Origin of the sequence: Paenibacillus alba, assembly GCF_013204855.1 — a bacterium.
In the GTDB taxonomy this organism is placed as follows: Bacteria; Bacillota; Bacilli; order Paenibacillales; family NBRC-103111; genus Paenibacillus_E; species Paenibacillus_E alba.
This window is the reverse complement of record NZ_JABMKZ010000036.1, coordinates 34,235-53,202: the sequence shown is the minus strand read 5'-3', so window position 1 is coordinate 53,202 and position 18,968 is coordinate 34,235. Positions and strand designations below refer to the sequence as shown.

Genomic DNA, 18,968 nt, shown 5'->3' with positions numbered 1-18,968 from the left:
GCATGAAAGCGTCATAACACGGATATCCTAGGTAAGAGTATAGGAGAAGAGGGACGCAGATATGGAACAATACGACAGTCTGATTGTTGGCGGCGGCATAGCAGGACTTCAAGCAGCTATTCAGCTGGGCAGGTATGAACATCGTGTTCTTGTTCTTGACGCCGGTTATGGGCGTTCTACGCTTTGCAAAAGCTATCATAACTTATTAGGTTGGCCGGACGGCGTATCCGGAGACGAGCTTCGCCGGCTGGGAAAGCTTCAAGCCGAGAAGCTGGGAGTCTCGTTCGTTATAGATGAAGTCGTTCAGGCCGTGAATAAAGGAAAGCCTGGCGATGGTTTTGAGCTTTGGGGCAAGTCGGGCAAGAGCTATGAAGCCCCAACTGTGCTTCTCGCAACAGGCTTAATGGATCGAATGCCGGAGCTGTCCAAGCTGAAGGCATGTCTTGGTTTGACCGTCTATGTATGTCCGGACTGCGACGGCTATGAAATTAGAAATAGGCAAACGATTGTGATGGGTTCAGGAGATGCCGGAGCGGGAATGGCTGTGAAGCTTAGCGATCGTACGGACAAGCTGATTTATGTGAATCATGGGCATCGTGTCATCAGCAAAGAGCTGCTTGAACAGCTGAGGCAAAAGAGAATTACCTATGTTCTAGAAGATATTCAAGAAGTTATTGCTGAGGAAGGTCAAGGTGCTTTCCGCGGAGTACTGCTGACAAATGGCGAACGAATCGAAGCTGAGCGAGGCTTCATTGCTTTCGGCGGGAATGAAGTGAAATCGGATTTGGCGCGGCAGCTTGGCGCGGAGCGCATGGAGAATCGCCACATCATGACCGATCCCCGGAGCAAAATGACAAGTGTGCCATTCCTCTGGGCTGCCGGCGATGTGGGCGTTCATGCGGAGCAAGTGACCATCGCCATGGGCGAAGGCGCACAAGCTGCTATCTGGATGAATAAGGCACTGACGATGCTGAAAGAAGAAGCGAATGTAAATCGGGTTATTGTCCGCTCTTAGAGCGTCGGACGGATGGCCGAGTCACCCGTTGCTGCCGAATAAGCTGCAACAACATGCGCATATTCGTTTAAGGCTTTCTCACCTGCTGGCGTAATATGATAGATGCCGCGGCTTTGGCGGATAAACCAGCGGTAGTAGTTTTTTTGAAGCAGCGAGCTTACGGCTTTATTACTCGTGAAATCGCGTAATTGACGGGGACTTAAAGGGCCGTGCTCGCGCATCAGATAGGCACAGTGGAGGGACTTTTCACGGTAGGCGGTCATCAGCTTCTGCTTCGAGCTGCCGCCGACATTGTAGTCGCCGCTGCGTTCATGAAACTCCGTAACGACACGCAAAGCCGCCCGCTTATTGTGGCGCAGCATATAGGGACTAGGCTCGCAGACGAGGTCAACTGCGGGCTTTTTGCGTTTGTAGAATTGAACGGTCAGAACGCCTAAGCCGAGCATTCGGCACAGACGCCTTACATCCTCCCATTGCAGACGATGAGGGGCGCGGCCTTTGTTGGGCAGCTCAAAAGCGACATACACTTGCTCTGTCAGACGCAAGCGGTCAATGCCTTGCACAAGAAGCGGGATATTGAAGCTTTTTTTGAGTTCTACAACGATTGGCGGCTCGTCCCCGCGTATCGCGACTAAATCGCAGTGCTTGATCTCAGCCCGAACCGTATAGCCCTGCTGTTCGAAATATTGTTTAATCGGAGCATATAGCTCCGTTTCTGTTTGTATGGGCATCTAGCTACTCTCCTCTCACTGCTAGTTTGGCAGTCAGAATGTGTATCATTATAGCATGGAATTTGCTAGAATAGGGGGTAGATTTGGTTGTACGTACATGTTGGAGAAGGCTCGGGACTTTTCAAATGTTCAGGTGGAAGGAAAGTGTGCAGATGAGTGAGATTTTAAACACGTGGCTGGGAAGAAAGATAGATTGCGAATGTGGGCAGCAGCATGAGATTTCGATACGACGTATCGTGATAGAACGTGATGCCATGAAACAGGTGGCTCATTATTTGAACGAAAACGGCTATCGTGAAGTTACGCTCGTTGCGGATGCTAGAACGTATGAGGTTGCAGGCGGGAAGCTGCGGGAATGGCTGGAGCATGCGCAGATCAAGGTTAGCCTCAGCGTGATTCGTCAGAACGCGATGGGGGAAGTCGCTGCGGATGAAGAAGCGATCGTCCAGACATTGCTGGATACGCCGCTCTCATCAGAGGTATTGATCGCCGTAGGATCGGGGACCCTCCACGATATTGTGCGTTTCGTTGCCCATCGGACGAAGCGGCCGTTCTTGTCCGTCCCGACGGCTCCTTCCGTCGATGGCTTCGCGTCTGTAGGGGCGCCGCTGATCGTTCGCGGCTTCAAGATGACGATACCCGCAGGCGCGCCAGAGGCGATCTTCGCCGATCTCGCGCTGCTGGCGCAGGCGCCGCAGGCGATGATCGCGGCCGGCTTCGGCGATATGCTCGGCAAGCACACCTCGCTAGCCGATTGGTCGCTTGGCCGCGTTTTGCTTGACGAGCACTACTGCGAGCTGAGCGCTCGTTTAACTCGGGAAGCCGTCGAGCTGTGCACGGCTCACGTGGAAGAGATCGCGCAGCGCACCGATCTCGGCTTGTTAAAGCTGATGGAAGGCCTGATCCTATCCGGCCTTTCCATGCTCCTGGTCGGCCACTCCCGGCCGGCCTCGGGGGCTGAGCACCATCTCTCCCATTATTGGGAGATGGTGCTTCTGCAGCAGCGGCGCCGGGCGCTGCTGCATGGCGCGAAGGTCGGCGTCGCGACCGTGCTGATGGCGCAGCGCTACGAAGCGCTGCTGGACATCACGGCGAGCGAAGCCGCCGCGCGCCTAGCGCAAAGCCAGGCCCCCAGCGAGCTTACGGATGCGGAGCGCATCCGGCAAGCCTATGGGGCCATGGCCGAGCAAGTCATCGCCGAGAATTTCCCGGCGAATGGCAAAGGCGTTGATGCGGCAGCGCTGAAGGCGCGCATCGTCCAGAAGTGGGGCGATGTGCAAGCCATCGCCCAAGCGGTCCCAGCCTCCGAGCAGCTGAGTGTTTGGCTCGAGGCTGTGCAGGGACCAGTGACGACCGAGCAGCTCGGCGTAGAACCCGAGCTCGTAGAGGCGTCACTGCAGGATGCGCTGTTCGTGCGCAACCGATTTACAATTCTACGCTTACTGCGTTTGTTGTAGCGTTCGTTCATTTTTCCGGCTCCAGCCCCCACCGTATTGGCAAAGAGTAGTCTCGAGCGAAGGCCTAGGGTTAAACTTGCCTTTCTGTTTATTCACACTTTCATGGTAGGGTGGCTTGAGTCGCTTGAGTGGCTTGATTGGCTCGATTCTGCTCATGCTGGCAGATTGCCTCGGGCTCGTCCGCATATTTCGCATAATTCCTGCAAATATGCATCCTTTTCGTCTTGGGAATCAGCAAAACAGTGAAAAGCCTGCAAATATGCATCCTTTCGAGGCCATTTTTCGATTCTAGGAGGGGAAAACATCGAAAAGCCTGCATAATCGCAGGCTTTTCGATGTTTTCACACGATTTGATCGAGAAAGCCTGCACTTTTGCAGGTTTTCAAAATCGGTGAGGCGCGGATGGTGGTTTTGGGGGTGTACTGTTAGTTGGGACGCGTTCAGTTCATGTGTGGATCCCCCTGTGGAACAGTCCCTACACCAGCATCATCATCATCAGCACCCCATCAACACCATTACCAGCTATCCCCATCATCATCAGCACCATCACCACGCATCACTTGCATCACCAGCATCACCAGCATCATCACTAGCAGTATCACCACCACCATCATCATCATCAGCACCCCATCAACACCATTACCAGCTATCCCCATCATCATCAGCACCATCACCACGCATCACTTGCATCACCAGCATCATCACTAGCAGTATCACCACCATCATCATCATCAGCACCCCATCACCACCATTACCAGCTATCACCATCATCATCATCAGCACCCCAGCAGCACGATTACCAGCTATCACCAGCATCATCCCCCCCCACCACCATCACCATCATCAGCATCATCATCACCAGCATCATCACTAGCAGTATCACCACCATCACCACGCACCACGCACCATCACACCATCATCATCATCATCACCATCACCATCATCATCACCACCACCAGCCCACCCGAGTGCTGGTTCTGTAAGTGTTTCTACACGTGCGACTCATTCATAGACTAATCCCCTTTCATGACAACCCTATGGCCCCGCAACCCGCATCTTTCTTCGCAAATAAACCGCCGCCCCAGTTGTTGAAAAAAGCTCTCCCGCTTGGTGAAAAGTGTAAAAAACCACAACCTCACTTAATTTTTGCCATGCCGTATTGTGGAATTGTTTTCTATACTGAGAACGTATGCATGCAAAATGATCCAGCCAAGATGAGAAATGGGAAGTCAATGAGGAGGGCAACATGAAATTTTCGAATGAGAAGGTCAGCGAAATTCAGATCGCTTATATTGGTGGCGGCTCGATGTATTGGGCCAAAAATTTGATTGCCGATCTGGCGCTTGATGATCAACTGTCCGGTACGATTCGTTTGTATGACCTTGACTATCACAAGGCCAAAAATAATGAGAAATTGGGCAACTCGGTTTCTGACTACCCAGAAACGAAGTCCAAATGGACGTATAAGGCGTATCCGACGCTCCAAGAGGCGCTGAGCGGATGTGACTTTGTGTTCATTTCGATCCTTCCTGGAACGTTCCGCGAAATGGAGTCGGATGTTCATGAACCGGAGAAATATGGGATTTATCAAGCCGTGGGGGATACAACCGGTCCCGGTGGACTGGTCAGAGCGCTGCGGACGATTCCCATGTATGTGGAAATTGCCCAAGCCATTGAGCGATTCTCGCCGGATGCCTGGGTGTTCAACTATACGAATCCGATGACGCTGTGTACGCGCACACTGTTTGAGGTATTTCCTAAAATTAAAGCGCTTGGGTGCTGCCATGAAATTTTTGGAACGCAAGGATTGTTGATTCGCATGCTGCGCGATATGGAAGGGATAGAAGGCGTACATCGCGATGACGTGAAAGTGAATGTGCTAGGCATTAATCATTTTACATGGATCGATCAAGCGACTTATCAGAATATGGACTTAATTCCCATGTATCGGAAGTTTGTAGATAAGTATTTTGAATCGGGGTTCGAACACAACAAAGATGCGTGGATGACGAACACCTATACAGCCGCGAACCGCGTGAAATTTGATTTGTTTCGGCGTTATGGTGTCATTGCAGCGGCAGGAGACCGTCACTTGGCGGAGTTCATGCCTCCTTGGTATATGAAAGATGCGGAGACGGTTCGCGCATGGAAGTTCGGATTAACGACGGTTCAAAGCCGTGTCGAAAAGCATGCTGCAACAGAGCTATTTTATGGCAAGCTGCTTAGCGGCGAAGAAAAGCTTCCACTTAAGGCATCAGGAGAGGAAGAAGTTAGACAGCTGAAAGGTCTGATCGGCTTGCAGCGTTTTGTTACCAATATCAACGTTCCTAATGTGGGGCAAATGAAAAATATGCCGTTGGGCGTTGTTGTAGAAACGAATGCTGAGTTCTCCGCGAACAGTTTGCGCCCTGTTTATGCAGGTGAGCTTCCGATGGAAGTGAATAATCTGGTGCTTCATCATGCGATGAATCAGGAGCTTATTCTGAAGGCTGCTCTCCAAAAGGACAAAGGGCTGGCGTTTCATGCATTCATGAATGATCCCTTGGTGAATATTGATGTGAATCAGGCTGAGGTGCTGTTCGATCAGATGCTGCGCAATACGAAAGCTTACTTGCCTGGATGGAGCATCTAATGGCGGGTCGGCCATGAGTTCAGGGTTAAAGTTCGATAAGAGCGAAGCCGTTACGATTGATCCACAAGATGAAAAAGCTGTTCGTCGGATCATTTTTGGGCTGGCGGGTCCATCTTTGGCAGAGATGCTGCTAATAAATATTACGCAAATGGTGATGATGATTCTGGTTGGTCACTTGGGAGCGACTGCTGTTGCGGCAGTTGGCTTAACGAGCCAGCCTTATTTATTAATGACTGTCGTTTTTGCGGCGCTCAATACGGGGACGACGGTTATTGTTGCCCGTTCCACTGGAGCGGGACATAGGACGGATGCGAACCGAGCTGCTGGGCAATCGCTCCTGCTCGGTTCCCTACTGTCTATTGTCATCGTACTGCTTGGCGTAACTTATGCGGAGGATATGCTGCGCTTGATGGGAGCGAATGCGGAGGTTGTCCAATATGGATTGACGTATGCCAGGTTGATGTTTCTATCCATTGGCTTTTCTTCGATCTCATCCGCTTTGTCCGCTATCTTACGAGGGGCTGGGGATACCCGGACTCCGATGAAAATTAATGTACTATCGGGCTGCCTTTCCATTTCTCTCGGATTTGTGCTGATTTATGGGCACCTTGGAGCATCGGAAATGGGCGTCACCGGGGCTGCTATCGCCACTTTACTGGTGCAGGCCGGGGCTATGGTCTGTTTCATAGCTGTCATGTTCAGCGGGAAATTTGCCGTCCGTATCGGTTTGGCAGATATTAGCCGTTTGGATACCGAGATGGTTCTCCGTATGTTGAAGATTGGCATCCCGACGAGCCTTGAGCAGCTTATTATGCGTCTGGGCATTATGACCTTTGTCAAAATTTGCGCAGGACTGGGGACGGTTGCGGTTGCAGCGTCACAAATTGTGACGAGCATCATCGGCATCTCTTTCATGCCGGGGGCCGCATTTGCTATAGCGGCTTCCACATTAGTTGGGCAAACGCTTGGCGTGGGCAAGCCTGATCTTGCCGAGCGGTATGTATGGCAAGTCAGGAAGTACGGCATGATACTGGGCGGCATCATGGGAGCTGCATTTATCATCTTCGCTCCTCATATATTTAGACTTTATACGAGTGACGAAACGATCATTCGTGAAGGATCGTGGGCACTGCGGATTGTCGGCTTCATTCAAGTTTCTCAAATCTCGCAGTTTGTTCTGGGTGGAGCGTTGCGAGGAGCCGGAGATACGCGTTATCCCTTGTATTCCACTTTAATTGGCGTATGGGGAGTAAGGGTCTTACTCAGCTACTTGTTTGTTTATATCTTTGAGTGGGGCATGTTCGGCTTATGGAGTGCTGTGGCTTGCGATCAATATCTGCGTTCAAATTTGATTTATTTTAGGTTTAAACGCATGGCTTGGAAACATGTGAAAATTTAACAGATACGAAGGAGATTGGGGTATGGGGATTGTCTTCGATGCGGCTTCACAAACTTTCCATCTTCAAGGAAAGTCATCCAGCTATATCATGCAATTGATGAAATCCAAATATCTTGCTCACGTTCATTGGGGACGCGGGGTAAGGGGAAGCCATTTGGGAGGCTTGCTGGCTATACGCCGCCGCTGTTCATTCTCGCCTTCGACCGACCCGAATGATCTAACGCTGTCGCTGGACACGCTGCCGCAGGAATTTCCAGCATATGGTGGCAGTGATTTTCGTGTTCCCGCCTATCAAGTTCAGTTGGACGACGGAACGACCGTCAGCGAACTCCTCTACGAGTCCCACCGGATTTACGCTGGCAAGCCACAACTGGAAGGATTGCCGGCAACCTATGTAGAAGATGAACGAGAAGCGGAGAGTATGGATATCACTCTGATTGATCAAGCGATTGGCTTGAAAGTAATTCTTACGTACACCGTTTTTCGCGATTTCGATGCAATAACACGTTCTGTAAGGTTTGTAAATGTGGGGAGTCGGCCGATCAAGCTGCTCAGAGCCTTAAGTTTCGGCATGGATCTATCTCATTGCGACTTGGATATGCTTCACTTGTCAGGCACATGGGCACGCGAGCGTCATATCGAGCGCCGCCCCATTGTAACGGGCGGGTCGGTGATTGAGAGCCGCCGGGGGAGCAGCAGCCATTCTCTGAATCCCTTTATGGCGCTGCTTTCTAAGCAAGCGGATGAAGACCATGGCGATGTCTACGGCTTCAGTCTGGTGTATAGCGGCAGCTTTGTTGCCCAAGCTGAGGTGGATCCCTACGGAACAACGCGCGTTGTCATGGGAATTAACTCGTTTGATTTTGCGTGGCTCCTTGAAGCGGAGCAAGCCTTTCAAACGCCTGAGGCTGTTCTCGTTTATTCAGCGGAAGGCATAGGCGGGATGTCGCGCACCTATCATAAGCTGTACCGCACACGATTATGCCGAGGGGAATTCCGTGATCGTCACAGACCGATTCTCATTAACAACTGGGAAGCGACTTATTTTAACTTTCATGCGGCTAAAATCGAGGAGCTTGCCAAGGTTGGCAAGGAGCTTGGTCTTGAGCTTCTCGTACTGGATGATGGCTGGTTCGGCCAACGAGACAATGATAAGAGCTCGCTTGGTGATTGGTTCGTTGATCACAACAAGCTTCCAGAGGGGCTGACGGATTTGGCGAACCGCGTGAATGGTCAAGATTTGGCATTCGGTCTATGGTTTGAGCCAGAGATGGTATCCCCAGACAGCGATTTGTATCGCGCACATCCAGACTGGTGCCTACATGTGCCTGGCCGGCGCAGAACGGAAGCGAGACAGCAGCTCGTCCTGGATTATTCGCGTCAAGATGTAAGGGATTACATCGTAACGGTTATGACCGATATCCTGGCAAGCAGCCGCATTACTTATGTCAAATGGGACATGAACCGAAACATGACGGAAATCGGCTCCGCTCAGCTCCCGCCGGAGCGGCAGCGCGAGACTGCCCACCGTTATATGCTTGGGCTTTATGAGGTCATGGAGCGGGTAACCTCCGCTTTCCCGAATGTGCTGTTCGAAAGCTGCTCCGGCGGCGGCGGTCGATTCGACCCTGGCATGCTCTACTATATGCCGCAGACGTGGACGAGCGATAATACGGATGCCGTAGAACGGTTGAAAATTCAATATGGAACGAGCATCGTTTATCCGATCAGCACGATGGGCGCCCACGTTTCCGCAGTGCCTAACCATCAAGTGCATCGCACGACGCCGCTGGATATAAGGGGACATGTGGCCATGTCGGGCAATTTCGGCTACGAGTTGGATCTGACCACTTTGACAGAGGCAGAAAAGGAAGCCGTGAAGCGGCAAGTTGCGCTTTATAAAGAACTGCGGCCATTGATCCAATTCGGAGAGTTTTACCGATTGAGTTCTCCCTTTCAAGGAGTCGATGCTGCGTGGATGTTTGTTTCAGAAGATCGGAAGGAAGCTTTGGTTGCATATTTTCAAGTGCTGTCAGAACCCAACGCACCGCTTAAAAAGCTGCGGCTTAAGGGCTTGGAAGCAGGAAGCAATTATCAGTTGTTCGATGCAGATGCTGTGGATGAGACAGTAGAATGCTTCGGCGGCGACGAATTGATGCATATAGGTCTTAATTTGCCAATCTGGAAAGGCGATTTCCGAAGCCGCCTTTACCGTTTGAAAATGGAGGAATGACCCATGAAAAAACTGCGTTTAAGTGATTTGCAGGAGAAGAGGAACGGCCATATTTTGCAGGATGTTTTGCCAGGCTCCTATTTATCTTCAGGCGGTCTTTCTTTCGCGAAGCGAGGAGAACGCAGTCATACGAATGACGGGCCGGATGGAAGGGACTATCATGTCCATGGAGATTGTGAAGCGTTCGTCATTATGCAAGGAACCGGAACGATGGAGATTAACGGCGAGCATATTGTGGTGACTACCGGCGATATCATCATTGTTGAGCCTGGAGAGGATCATCACCTCCATTCAAGCGAGGATGATCCGATTGTCACGATATGGTGCCATGCAGGCCCGAACCGTCATAAGAATCAACAGCATGGGGAAACGGTTTGAGTCTGGTCTTCCGCATTCGGTGCTGCAAGGGAGCTCGTCTATTTCTGGGAGGTAAATCGAATGAACTATTTGGCTAATGAAAATCGCTATACGGAAATGCCGTACAATCGCACGGGACGAAGCGGCCTTAAGCTGCCGCCAATATCCTTCGGGTTATGGCATAATTTCGGGGGCGTCGATGTGTTCGAGAACAGCAGAGCTTTGGCGCGGCATGCGTTTGATCTGGGCATCACGCATTTTGATCTTGCGAATAATTATGGACCGCCGACAGGCTCGGCTGAAGAGACCTTTGGGCAAATTATGAAAAAGGATCTTCTTCCGTACCGCGATGAGCTGATCATTGCGACCAAAGCCGGCTACCGCATGTGGGACGGCCCTTATGGGGAGCGCGGCTCTCGTAAAAGCATGCTCGCCAGCCTCGACCAAAGCTTGAAAAGACTAGGCCTGGACTATGTCGATATTTATTATTCGCACCGCTTTGACGCCGAAACGCCATTGGAAGAAACGATGAGTGCCTTGGATCAGGCTGTTCGTCAGGGAAAGGCGCTTTACGTTGGGGTGTCCAACTATAATGCGGAGCAAACGGAGGAAGCCGTTCGTCTATTGAAGAACCAAGGGACCCCTTTCATTATTCACCAAGTTCACTATTCGATGTTCGAACGACGTTTGGAGCAAGGCCTGCAAGAGCTGTTGGCTAGAGAAGGTGTTGGGTCGATCGCTTACAGTCCGCTAGCTCGGGGGCTTCTGACGGATCGGTATTTGGATAACATTCCGGCGGACTCCCGTGCAGCGGGGGGAAGTGTCTTCTTAAGACCAGAGGATATTACCGAAGAAAAGATAGCCAAGTCGCGTCTTCTTAACAAATTAGCTCAAGAACGAGGGCAAAGTCTGGCTCAAATGGCATTGGCCTGGGTTCTTCGCAAGGGGCATGTGACTTCTGCGTTAATCGGAGCAAGCAAAGTGAAGCAATTGGATGATAATGTAGCGGCATTGAAGCAGCCGAATTTTACCCAAGAAGAATTGAACCTCATTGATCAAATTCTTGCAGGGTGACGATAGCCAATCAGAGAACACCAATCGGACTTGATGTCCTATTGGTGTTTTTTTGTTTTCGCCCTTTTACACCACCAACACCATAAAAAATCACAACCCTGCGGAAGTTAGCCCATGGTACAGATAATGCCCTCATTGTACCATCAGGTAATAGTTGTAATTAGAGGAGGCAAAGGAATGAGTAACGGGATAAAAACGAGTAAAGAAACGTTCGCGGAGCATATCATGGGACTGCCTGTTTTGGATACACACACTCATCTCGTGGGGGATCGGCTCTGTGCTGCAGATTTTTGGGAGATTGCCCACTATTTCTGGCTCTTTCGGGAGATGCAGGCCGCAGGCTATCCGGATGACCCGATGGAGCTTCCCGAGGAAACGCGGATAGCAGCATTTTTGGAAGCTTACCATGGAACACGAAACACTTTGATGAATATAGCATTCACCCATATTTTCAAAGATTTGTACGGGATTGTAATCCGGGACGCAGCCTCCATTCGGGAAGCCGACGCTGCTGTTCAGAAGTCCGCACGAAGCGCCAGCTGGGCGCAAGAGGTGGCAGATCGCATGCATGCGCGCAGATTCGTTGTGAACATCCCAGAGCATGCGGAGTTCCAGGGAATGAAGCAGAATGCCATTCTGATCCCGCGCATTGATGGGAAAATAGGCGGCTGGGTCAAAGAGATCGCAGCGTCAGATGATCCAGCAGCGGCATTCACGCGTGCGCGTGAGAAGCTGGCGGAACTGTTGGACAAGTACAAAGATGACGGCTGCAAGGGCATCATGACGACGCTGCCTGGATATGAAGCGAGTGCCAATCGCAAAGTAGTCATTGAGCAAGGCAGCACCAAAGACGAGATTTTAATGATGCTTCTGCACGAGGTATGCGCGGCTGTCGAGCAAAGAGGCATGCTGCTTCAATTGTTTCTTGGGGTTGAGCGCTCGTGGTGTGGAACTGCTGTTCCAGCGAATGACCCGTCTCGTATTCTGAAGCTGTCGGCCTTATTTGAAACGTATGCCTGCACGTTTGAGCTAGTGGTAGCCACTGAGCTGAACAATCTGGATATCGTGCAGGCGGCATGGAATTTCCCGAATGTGCATGTCGGCGGTCATTGGTGGTTTAACTTCCGGGCAAGCACATACAGGGACAGCATGCAGTACAGGCTAGAAGCGCTTCCAGCCATCAAAAGCTCGCTGATCGTGTCCGATGCCCGCTCGATAGAGTGGAGCTACGGCAAAATTGCGGTGATCAAACGGCTGGTGGCCGAATTCCTCTGGAAGCAAATCGAAGCAGGTTGGATTGATCAAGACACAGCCTATCCTATTGCGGAGGATTGGCTGTATCGAAGTGCTGCCAAGCGTTATGGCATCGAGGATTAATGCCTTGTTTCAATCGTAAAAAAACACAAAGCGCAGTAAGTTTCACCATCGCTACCTGCTTACAACCCTTGTAAGATAAAGATGTACATTTGATGCAGCATGCATGAAGGGGAGGAAAACATGGCCAGTAAAATTCAGCCATCCGATCGAACGATTTACAATTTCTCATCGCGGAGTCAGAAGTGGGCTTTTATGCGAAAACATTGGCCGATATACGTGATTTCATTGCCGGGAATTATTTATTTTTTGCTGTTTAAATATGTCCCGTTAATGGGTTCGGTGATCGCCTTCCAAAACTACAATATTTTCAAAGGGATAAAGGGGAGTCCGTGGGTTGGCCTGGATAATTTCCAGCGAATGTTCACGTATACGGAATTCCTGCAGATTTTAAAAAATACGATATTAATCGGTTTGTACGATATGGTTTTCGCCTTTCCGGTTCCTATTATTTTGGCTCTACTGATCAATGAAGTGAGGATGATGGCGTATAAGAGGATTGTTCAAACCGTCGTTTACATGCCGCACTTTTTGTCGTGGGTCATCGTCGGCGGGGTTGTTGTAGGCGTACTGTCGCCTTCGACGGGAATCGTCAATCATCTACTCTCTTTATTTGGCATCGAACCGATTTACTTCATGGGGGAAAATAGTTACATTCGTACGATTATGATTACATCCGGGATTTGGAAGGACAGCGGTTGGGGAACCATTATCTATTTGGCAGCTATTGCAGGGATTAACCCCGATCTGTATGAAGCCGCCCAAATTGACGGGGCAAGCCGCGTTCGGCAAGTATTTTCCATCACCGTTCCAAGTATTTTACCAACGATTGTGATTTTGTTCCTGCTTCATATCGGCAACTTCCTCGATTTTGGTTTTGAGCGCGTTTTCGTTTTTCTTAACCCGCTTAACAATGAGAATGGAGAAATTATTGATACGTTTGTATACCGGTCTGGACTGGTTGACCGTCAGTATAGCTACACGACGGCCATTGGATTGTTCAAATCGGTTGTAGGTCTAGCCTTGATTACGCTCAGCAACACATTCAGCAAAAAGATGACCGGCGAAGGTTTGTATTGATCCGGAAGGAGACAGGAGGCAATTCACGATGATTATGACAAAAGGTCATAAAATGTTTAATATATTCAACATCATATTGTTAGCGGCTCTCGGACTCAGTATGATACTTCCTCTTATTCATATTATTGCGCAATCCTTAAGCAATAACGTTGCGATTAATGCGGGGAAGGTTGCACTTTGGCCGGTTGGCTTCACACTCGGAAGCTATAAGCTAATTCTTCAGGATCCAACCATATGGATTGGTTTTCGGAATAGTGTCATCATTACCGTATTTGGAACATTGATCAATCTGTTTATGACAACAACGCTTGCTTACCCTTTATCCAGACAAGAGTATTTGTTTCGCAAATCCATTCTGATCATGGTGCTGTTTACACTTATTTTCAGCGCTCCGTTAATTCCGAATTATTTGCTGGTGAAGCAGCTCGGACTGCTCAATACCCTCTGGGCTTTGATGCTTCCTATGGCGATTAGCGCTTTTAATCTATTCGTTATGCGATCCTTTTTTCTCAACTTGCCGTCGGAATTATTGGATTCAGCTAGAATTGATGGCTGCGGGGAGTTTAGAATATTGTGGAACATTGTACTGCCGCTGTCTAAACCCGCTATGGCGACAATGGGCATCATGTATGCCGTAGGTCATTGGAATCGTTATGCGGAAGCTGTTTTCTATATCGACCATCGAAACTGGATACCGCTGCAGGTACGATTAAGAGAAATTGTATTTACAGACCAGTTTGGCCAATCGGATGTTTCTTCAGAATTAATGCTTGTTCTTTCTCCGGAAGGGATTAAGATGGCGGTCATTGTTGTGGCGACGATCCCAATCCTGCTTGTCTATCCGTTCTTGCAAAGACACTTTATTCAAGGGATGATGGTCGGATCGGTGAAATCTTAATTCAATTTCATCATAAAAGCAAAAATCAGCTACCTCGCGTGTATAAGCGGGGTGGCTTTTTTCGCTTCTGCATTTATACCATTTCATGAAGATTAAGGTAGAAATACAAAAAAAAGCATCCGATTAGGCTCTATCCGATACTAGAAAAGGCTTGTATAATGATGAGTACATCAAAACAATAAAGCTTATTGCAATATATAAAAGGTTTCTGATGTGTCATTACTTTGCATTCTTATTTGTGGTAGTATTCCTAACATGGACTTAAATTCATTTGAAGCAAAGAATGAAATGGGGTGTACATCATATATAGAATCATAATCGTGGACGATGAAATTGAGGTAAGAGAAGGAATCAAAGAGAGTATCGAGTGGGAAAGGCATGGTTTTGAATGCATCGGAGGCTATAGGAATGGCAAAGAAGCTTTGGAAGCGGTTTCTGAGTTCAGGCCGGATCTGGTTTTGTCCGATATTTGCATGCCGTTTATGGACGGAATTGAACTGACCAAGCAAATTCAAATGAAATACCCGTATATCAAGGTGATTATTCTCACCGGCCATGATGAGTTTGATTACGCTCAGAAAGCGCTGCGTTTGAAAGTTCACGATTTTGTCGTCAAACCGATTACAGCCAATGAAATTCGCAATCTGCTGGATAAAGTGAAAGCAGAGATGGACAAGGAAGCAGAAAGCCGCGAAAATCTCTCCCATTTGAAAATGCAGCTCCATCAAAGCCTGCCTTTATTAAGAGAACGATTCTTGGAGCAGCTGATGAGCGGCACCCTAAGTGAAAGAAAGATTCTGGAAAGGTTCCAATATTTCGGACTTCCGTTAATTGAACCGCCTTATCTTGTTGTCGCCATTGACATTGATAACCTGGACGAAGTCAAAAAAGAAAGATGGCAGAACGACCCGGAGCTTTTCCGATCGGCTGCCTACAATATTGTGCAGGAAGTAGTGGAAAATAAAGAAGCCATTGTGTTCCGGACGAGAGAAGAGCGGATGATCGTCCTCTTCTACGGAGAATCGGGGGACGAACTCGATGAAGCGGCGCTCAACATGTCTGAAGTCATGCGCTTCTGCATGGAGAAATATTTGAAATGCACGGTTACCGTTGGTGTCGGCACGATGTGCAGAGCGCTGCATGAGCTCCCGCTCTCTTACAAAGGGGCGATCTCGGCGCTGGATTACAGGTTTATGCTCGGCAACAACAGGGTTATCTCCATTCAGGATATGGAGGGCGCCAACAGACCTGCGCAGCAGCTGGATATGGAATGGAACCGAAAGTTCTCCACCCTGATCAAGACGGGAACGTTCGGAGAAACGCAAGCGCTGATCGAACAATTAATCAGCCGTCTCAAGGCTTCATTAATGCCAATAGGGGGCTGTTATTTACAAATACAGTCGATCATTATTTCCATTATGAATACGCTTCATGAATTCGAAGGCAATTACAGCGCTCATTTCAAAGGCTATGATGTCGCTCAAAAAGAGATCAATCATTTCAGAACATTGGAAGAAATTGAAGATTGGCTCAAAATGATTTGCAAAGAAGCGATTTTATTTGTAGCGGAGCAGCGAAGCGATCAAACGAAAATGCAGGTTCTGAGTGTGATTGATTACATCGAAACGCATTATGCGAACGAGGACCTTACCGTTGATGAGCTTTGCCGCCATGTCCATTTAAGCAAAAGCTATTTCAGCTCTGTGTTTAAACAGAATAAGGAACAAACGATTATGGAGTACGTGACGCGCGTGCGGATTGATAAAGCCAAAGATTTGCTGAATCAGACGTCTTTGAAATCCTATGAAGTGGCGTCAAAAGTCGGCTACAGCGACCCTCAATATTTCAGTGTGTTATTTAAAAAGCATACGGGAACGACACCTACGGAATACCGAGAAAAGTTGTTGAGGGAGAAATGAATATGAGAAAAGGATGGAATATCGGATCATTTCTATTCAAATTCAGAAGCATTCAATCCAGTATTTCTGTCGTCTTCTCGTGCCTGATTCTGTTTCTGATCGTGATCACAAGCTATATCTCTTATCGTTTGTCGGCTGACGCGGTAGAAATGAATTCCAAACATTATATCGCTGAAATTGTCCAGCAGGTGAATATTAATCTTCAATCCTACATCACCAATATGGAAGATATTTCTCTGCTGGCATCGACGAACAAGGATGTGAAATATTATATTACGGGGACGAGCTTCATTAGCGATGAAGAGCGCAGGCCGTATGAGAAACGGATATCCGATTTATTTCAATCCATTTTGATTACCCGCAAAGATATTGCCTCGATCATGGTGTTTGGCTACAACAACCGATTTGTCTCAGACCACAGAATTACAAGCCTGAATTTGAACGCCAACTTCGAGGAACAACCATGGTACAAAAATGCGAAAGCGGAGGGAGGAAGATCCGTCATTTCCGCTCCGCATGTCCAGAACATGATTCAGAATGAGTATCGGTGGGTTGTTTCACTAAGCCGTGAGCTGAAAAGCGCAGACGGCATTACGGGGGAAGGTATCTTCCTCGTCGATTTAAACTTGAGTGTTATTAACGAAATTTGCAATCATATCAACCTCGGCAAAAGAGGATATGTTTTCATCGTCGATAAGGATGGCAGCATCGTGTATCATCCGCAGCAGAAGCTGATCAACAGCAACCTGAAAACGGAGATGATTGATCAAGTCAAACAATCCGGCAGCGGCAGCTTCACGACAGGAGAAGGCAATAAAAAAAGGATGTATACGATTCAGGAGACGCATTTCGGCTGGAAAATCGTCGGGGTCGCCTATGCGAATGAACTCATTGCCAACCAGTATCAAATTAATGTTTCGTATTTCCTATGGACCATATTAGCTTTAGTCATCGCTTTATGCCTCTCATTTTATCTTTCCCGTCACCTTTCACAACCGATCAAACAGCTGCAAAGAAATATGAAACTAGTAGAAAAAGGAGACTTCACGATTCGCTCGGACTTTCAAAGCAAGAATGAAATCGGGCAGTTAAGCCACACGTTCACGATTATGGTTGGCCGTATTCGAGAATTGATGAATCAAATTATTCAGAATGAAGAAAGCAAACGCCAGGGCGAAATGAAGCTGCTGGAAGCGCAAATCAATCCTCATTTTTTGTATAACACGCTGGATTCCATCATCTGGATGGCAGAGCGTAAAAAGCATGATGAAGTTGTGCTGATGACGTCGTCTCTGGCCAAGCTGTTTCGCGCCATTATTCATAAGAATAATGAAACGGTTCCCGTACGGGTCGAGATTGAGCATATTACCAACTATCTCCAGATTCAAGCGATGCGCTATCAGGATAAGCTTGATTTTCGAATCGAGGTGGATCCTGGGATTCTGGATGTGCATATTCCCAAAATTATTTTGCAGCCTATTGTGGAAAATGCGATTTACCATGGGATCAAGAATAGTCTAGAGCCTGGACAGGTAACGATAACGGGGACAGAAGAAGGGGATGCGATTGTATTTGTCGTTGCAGATAACGGCGTTGGCATGGAGCCGGAGAAGCTGGAGCACATTCTGAAGTCGAGAGATGGCATTGTGAAGGGAATTGGCGTCAGCAATGTGAACGAACGCATCCAACTATTCGGAAATGAGTTCGGTCTGTCCTACAAGAGCGAAAAGTGGGTAGGCACGGAAGTCAGGATTGTTCTCCCCAAATGCTTCCAGAAAGGAGCCGATCATGCACCTTAAAAAGCCGGTTATCTGGGCAGTGCTGCTCGTGATTACGCTTGGTTTCGTCGTAGTTATCGGTATGGAGATGCTGCGAATCACGAATCCTAAGAAACTGGAGATTGCAATTGTGTTGAAAACGAACAATATTCGCTCGGACTACTGGCAAATGGTTCGTTCAGGCGCAGAAGAAGCTGCCAAGGAGTACGCAGTAAACCTCGACATTAGGGGTCCGTTATCGGAAAGCGACACGGCTGGGCAAATTCGCAGCGTGGATGAAGCGCTGGCGAAGAAGCCGGACGCGATCGTTCTTGCTGCCGCCGACTACGATGGGCTTTCATCCGCCGCCGAGAAAATAACCAAATCCGGCACGAAGCTTATTTTGATCGATTCGCCGGTTCGCTCCCATCCGGAGGCAAGCCTGATTATGACTGACAATACCGAAGCCGGGAGGCAAGCCGGCATGATTTTGGCGGAAGGACACAATGACTCATTATTTCGCGTAATGACGCTTAGCAGTGGCAAGGAATCGCTCACAGAGAAGGAACGTCAGGACGGATGCAAAGAAGCGTTTGCGAGTTTTCCTAATGTTGCCTATGCAGGAAATTTCGAACTTGAAGGAACAGAGGATGCGGTTTATATTCAAGTGAAAAACCTGCTGGCTATGTATCCAGACATCCAAGGGATTGCCGCTCTCAATGAAACGGCCACATTAGGTGCTGCCAGGGCTGTTAAAGAAATGAAAGGCGGAGACCGCATCCAAGTTGTTGGCTTTGACAGTTCCATTTATCAAATCAAGCTTCTGGAAGAAGGTATTTTAAAGGCTGAAATCGTCCAAAAACCATTCAATATTGGCTATGTAGCTGTTGAAACTGCTGTTCAAGCCTCCTCGGGGATCAAAGTGGACCCTCAGATCAATATCGAATCCCGTGCTATCACCAGAGAAAATATGTATACCCAAGAAAATCAGGAACTTCTCTTCCCAATGGTAGAAAAGTAGTCCTATGACTAAAGGGGGTCA

At 48.6% G+C, this 18,968-nt stretch carries 16 protein-coding genes; 13 read left to right on the top strand and 3 right to left on the bottom strand.

Annotated elements, in window-relative coordinates; translation table 11 throughout:
• Positions 1-61 precede the first annotated feature (61 nt).
• Positions 62-1,015 carry an NAD(P)/FAD-dependent oxidoreductase gene (locus tag HQN90_RS30200; protein ID WP_173226110.1) on the top strand — a complete coding sequence of 318 codons (954 nt, stop codon included), beginning with the start codon at positions 62-64 and terminating at the stop codon, positions 1,013-1,015.
• Here the strand turns inward: HQN90_RS30200 and HQN90_RS30195 are convergent.
• Positions 1,012-1,746, bottom strand: a complete 735-nt coding sequence (locus HQN90_RS30195; RefSeq protein WP_173226108.1) for a DUF2161 domain-containing phosphodiesterase — start codon at positions 1,744-1,746, stop codon at positions 1,012-1,014. The two genes, HQN90_RS30200 and HQN90_RS30195, sit on opposite strands and share 4 nt — an antisense overlap.
• A gap of 152 nt (positions 1,747-1,898) precedes the next feature.
• On the opposite strand from HQN90_RS30195, the gene HQN90_RS30190 reads away from it, so the two are divergent.
• Positions 1,899-3,203, top strand: a complete 1,305-nt coding sequence (locus tag HQN90_RS30190) for a sn-glycerol-1-phosphate dehydrogenase (RefSeq protein ID WP_173226106.1) — start codon at positions 1,899-1,901, stop codon at positions 3,201-3,203.
• A 515-nt stretch (positions 3,204-3,718) separates the two neighbouring features.
• On the opposite strand, the gene HQN90_RS30185 is transcribed toward HQN90_RS30190, so the two are convergent.
• Both HQN90_RS30185 and HQN90_RS30180 read right to left on the bottom strand, forming a co-directional pair.
• The gene (locus HQN90_RS30185) at positions 3,719-3,865 is read right to left on the bottom strand and encodes a hypothetical protein (RefSeq protein ID WP_173226105.1); all 147 of its coding nucleotides are present in this window, start codon (positions 3,863-3,865) and stop codon (positions 3,719-3,721) included.
• Positions 3,843-4,022, bottom strand: coding sequence for a hypothetical protein (locus HQN90_RS30180; protein ID WP_173226103.1), 180 nt, complete (start codon positions 4,020-4,022; stop codon positions 3,843-3,845). The genes HQN90_RS30185 and HQN90_RS30180 overlap by 23 nt, the downstream gene beginning before the upstream one ends.
• Before the next feature lie 427 nt (positions 4,023-4,449).
• Here HQN90_RS30180 and HQN90_RS30175 point away from each other — a divergent pair, with 427 nt between their 5' ends.
• The 11 genes from HQN90_RS30175 to HQN90_RS30125 all read left to right on the top strand — a co-directional run bounded on the left by HQN90_RS30175 (position 4,450) and on the right by HQN90_RS30125 (position 18,947).
• Positions 4,450-5,835, top strand: a complete 1,386-nt coding sequence (locus tag HQN90_RS30175) for a family 4 glycosyl hydrolase (RefSeq protein WP_173226101.1) — start codon at positions 4,450-4,452, stop codon at positions 5,833-5,835.
• Between the two features lie 13 nt (positions 5,836-5,848).
• A complete protein-coding gene (locus HQN90_RS30170; protein ID WP_173226099.1) occupies positions 5,849-7,234 on the top strand; it encodes an MATE family efflux transporter in 1,386 nt (461 codons plus the stop codon).
• Between the two features lie 22 nt (positions 7,235-7,256).
• Positions 7,257-9,467 carry an alpha-galactosidase gene (locus HQN90_RS30165; protein ID WP_173226097.1) on the top strand — a complete coding sequence of 737 codons (2,211 nt, stop codon included), beginning with the start codon at positions 7,257-7,259 and terminating at the stop codon, positions 9,465-9,467.
• A 3-nt stretch (positions 9,468-9,470) separates the two neighbouring features.
• The gene (locus HQN90_RS30160) at positions 9,471-9,845 is read left to right on the top strand and encodes a cupin domain-containing protein (protein ID WP_173226095.1); all 375 of its coding nucleotides are present in this window, start codon (positions 9,471-9,473) and stop codon (positions 9,843-9,845) included.
• Between the two features lie 60 nt (positions 9,846-9,905).
• A complete protein-coding gene (locus HQN90_RS30155) occupies positions 9,906-10,898 on the top strand; it encodes an aldo/keto reductase (protein WP_173226093.1) in 993 nt (330 codons plus the stop codon).
• Positions 10,899-11,075: 177 nt separating this feature from the next.
• A complete protein-coding gene (locus HQN90_RS30150; protein ID WP_173226090.1) occupies positions 11,076-12,275 on the top strand; it encodes a glucuronate isomerase in 1,200 nt (399 codons plus the stop codon).
• Between the two features lie 120 nt (positions 12,276-12,395).
• Entirely contained in the window at positions 12,396-13,352 is a 957-nt protein-coding gene (locus tag HQN90_RS30145; protein ID WP_173226088.1) for an ABC transporter permease, read from the top strand.
• Between the two features lie 34 nt (positions 13,353-13,386).
• Positions 13,387-14,250, top strand: coding sequence for a carbohydrate ABC transporter permease (locus HQN90_RS30140; RefSeq protein ID WP_411830237.1), 864 nt, complete (start codon positions 13,387-13,389; stop codon positions 14,248-14,250).
• A 293-nt stretch (positions 14,251-14,543) separates the two neighbouring features.
• Positions 14,544-16,169, top strand: coding sequence for a response regulator (locus HQN90_RS30135; protein ID WP_338042407.1), 1,626 nt, complete (start codon positions 14,544-14,546; stop codon positions 16,167-16,169).
• 2 nt (positions 16,170-16,171) lie between these two features.
• The gene (locus tag HQN90_RS30130; protein WP_173226086.1) at positions 16,172-17,968 is read left to right on the top strand and encodes a cache domain-containing sensor histidine kinase; all 1,797 of its coding nucleotides are present in this window, start codon (positions 16,172-16,174) and stop codon (positions 17,966-17,968) included.
• Entirely contained in the window at positions 17,958-18,947 is a 990-nt protein-coding gene (locus HQN90_RS30125) for a substrate-binding domain-containing protein (protein ID WP_173226084.1), read from the top strand. The genes HQN90_RS30130 and HQN90_RS30125 overlap by 11 nt, the downstream gene beginning before the upstream one ends.
• Positions 18,948-18,968 lie beyond the last annotated feature (21 nt).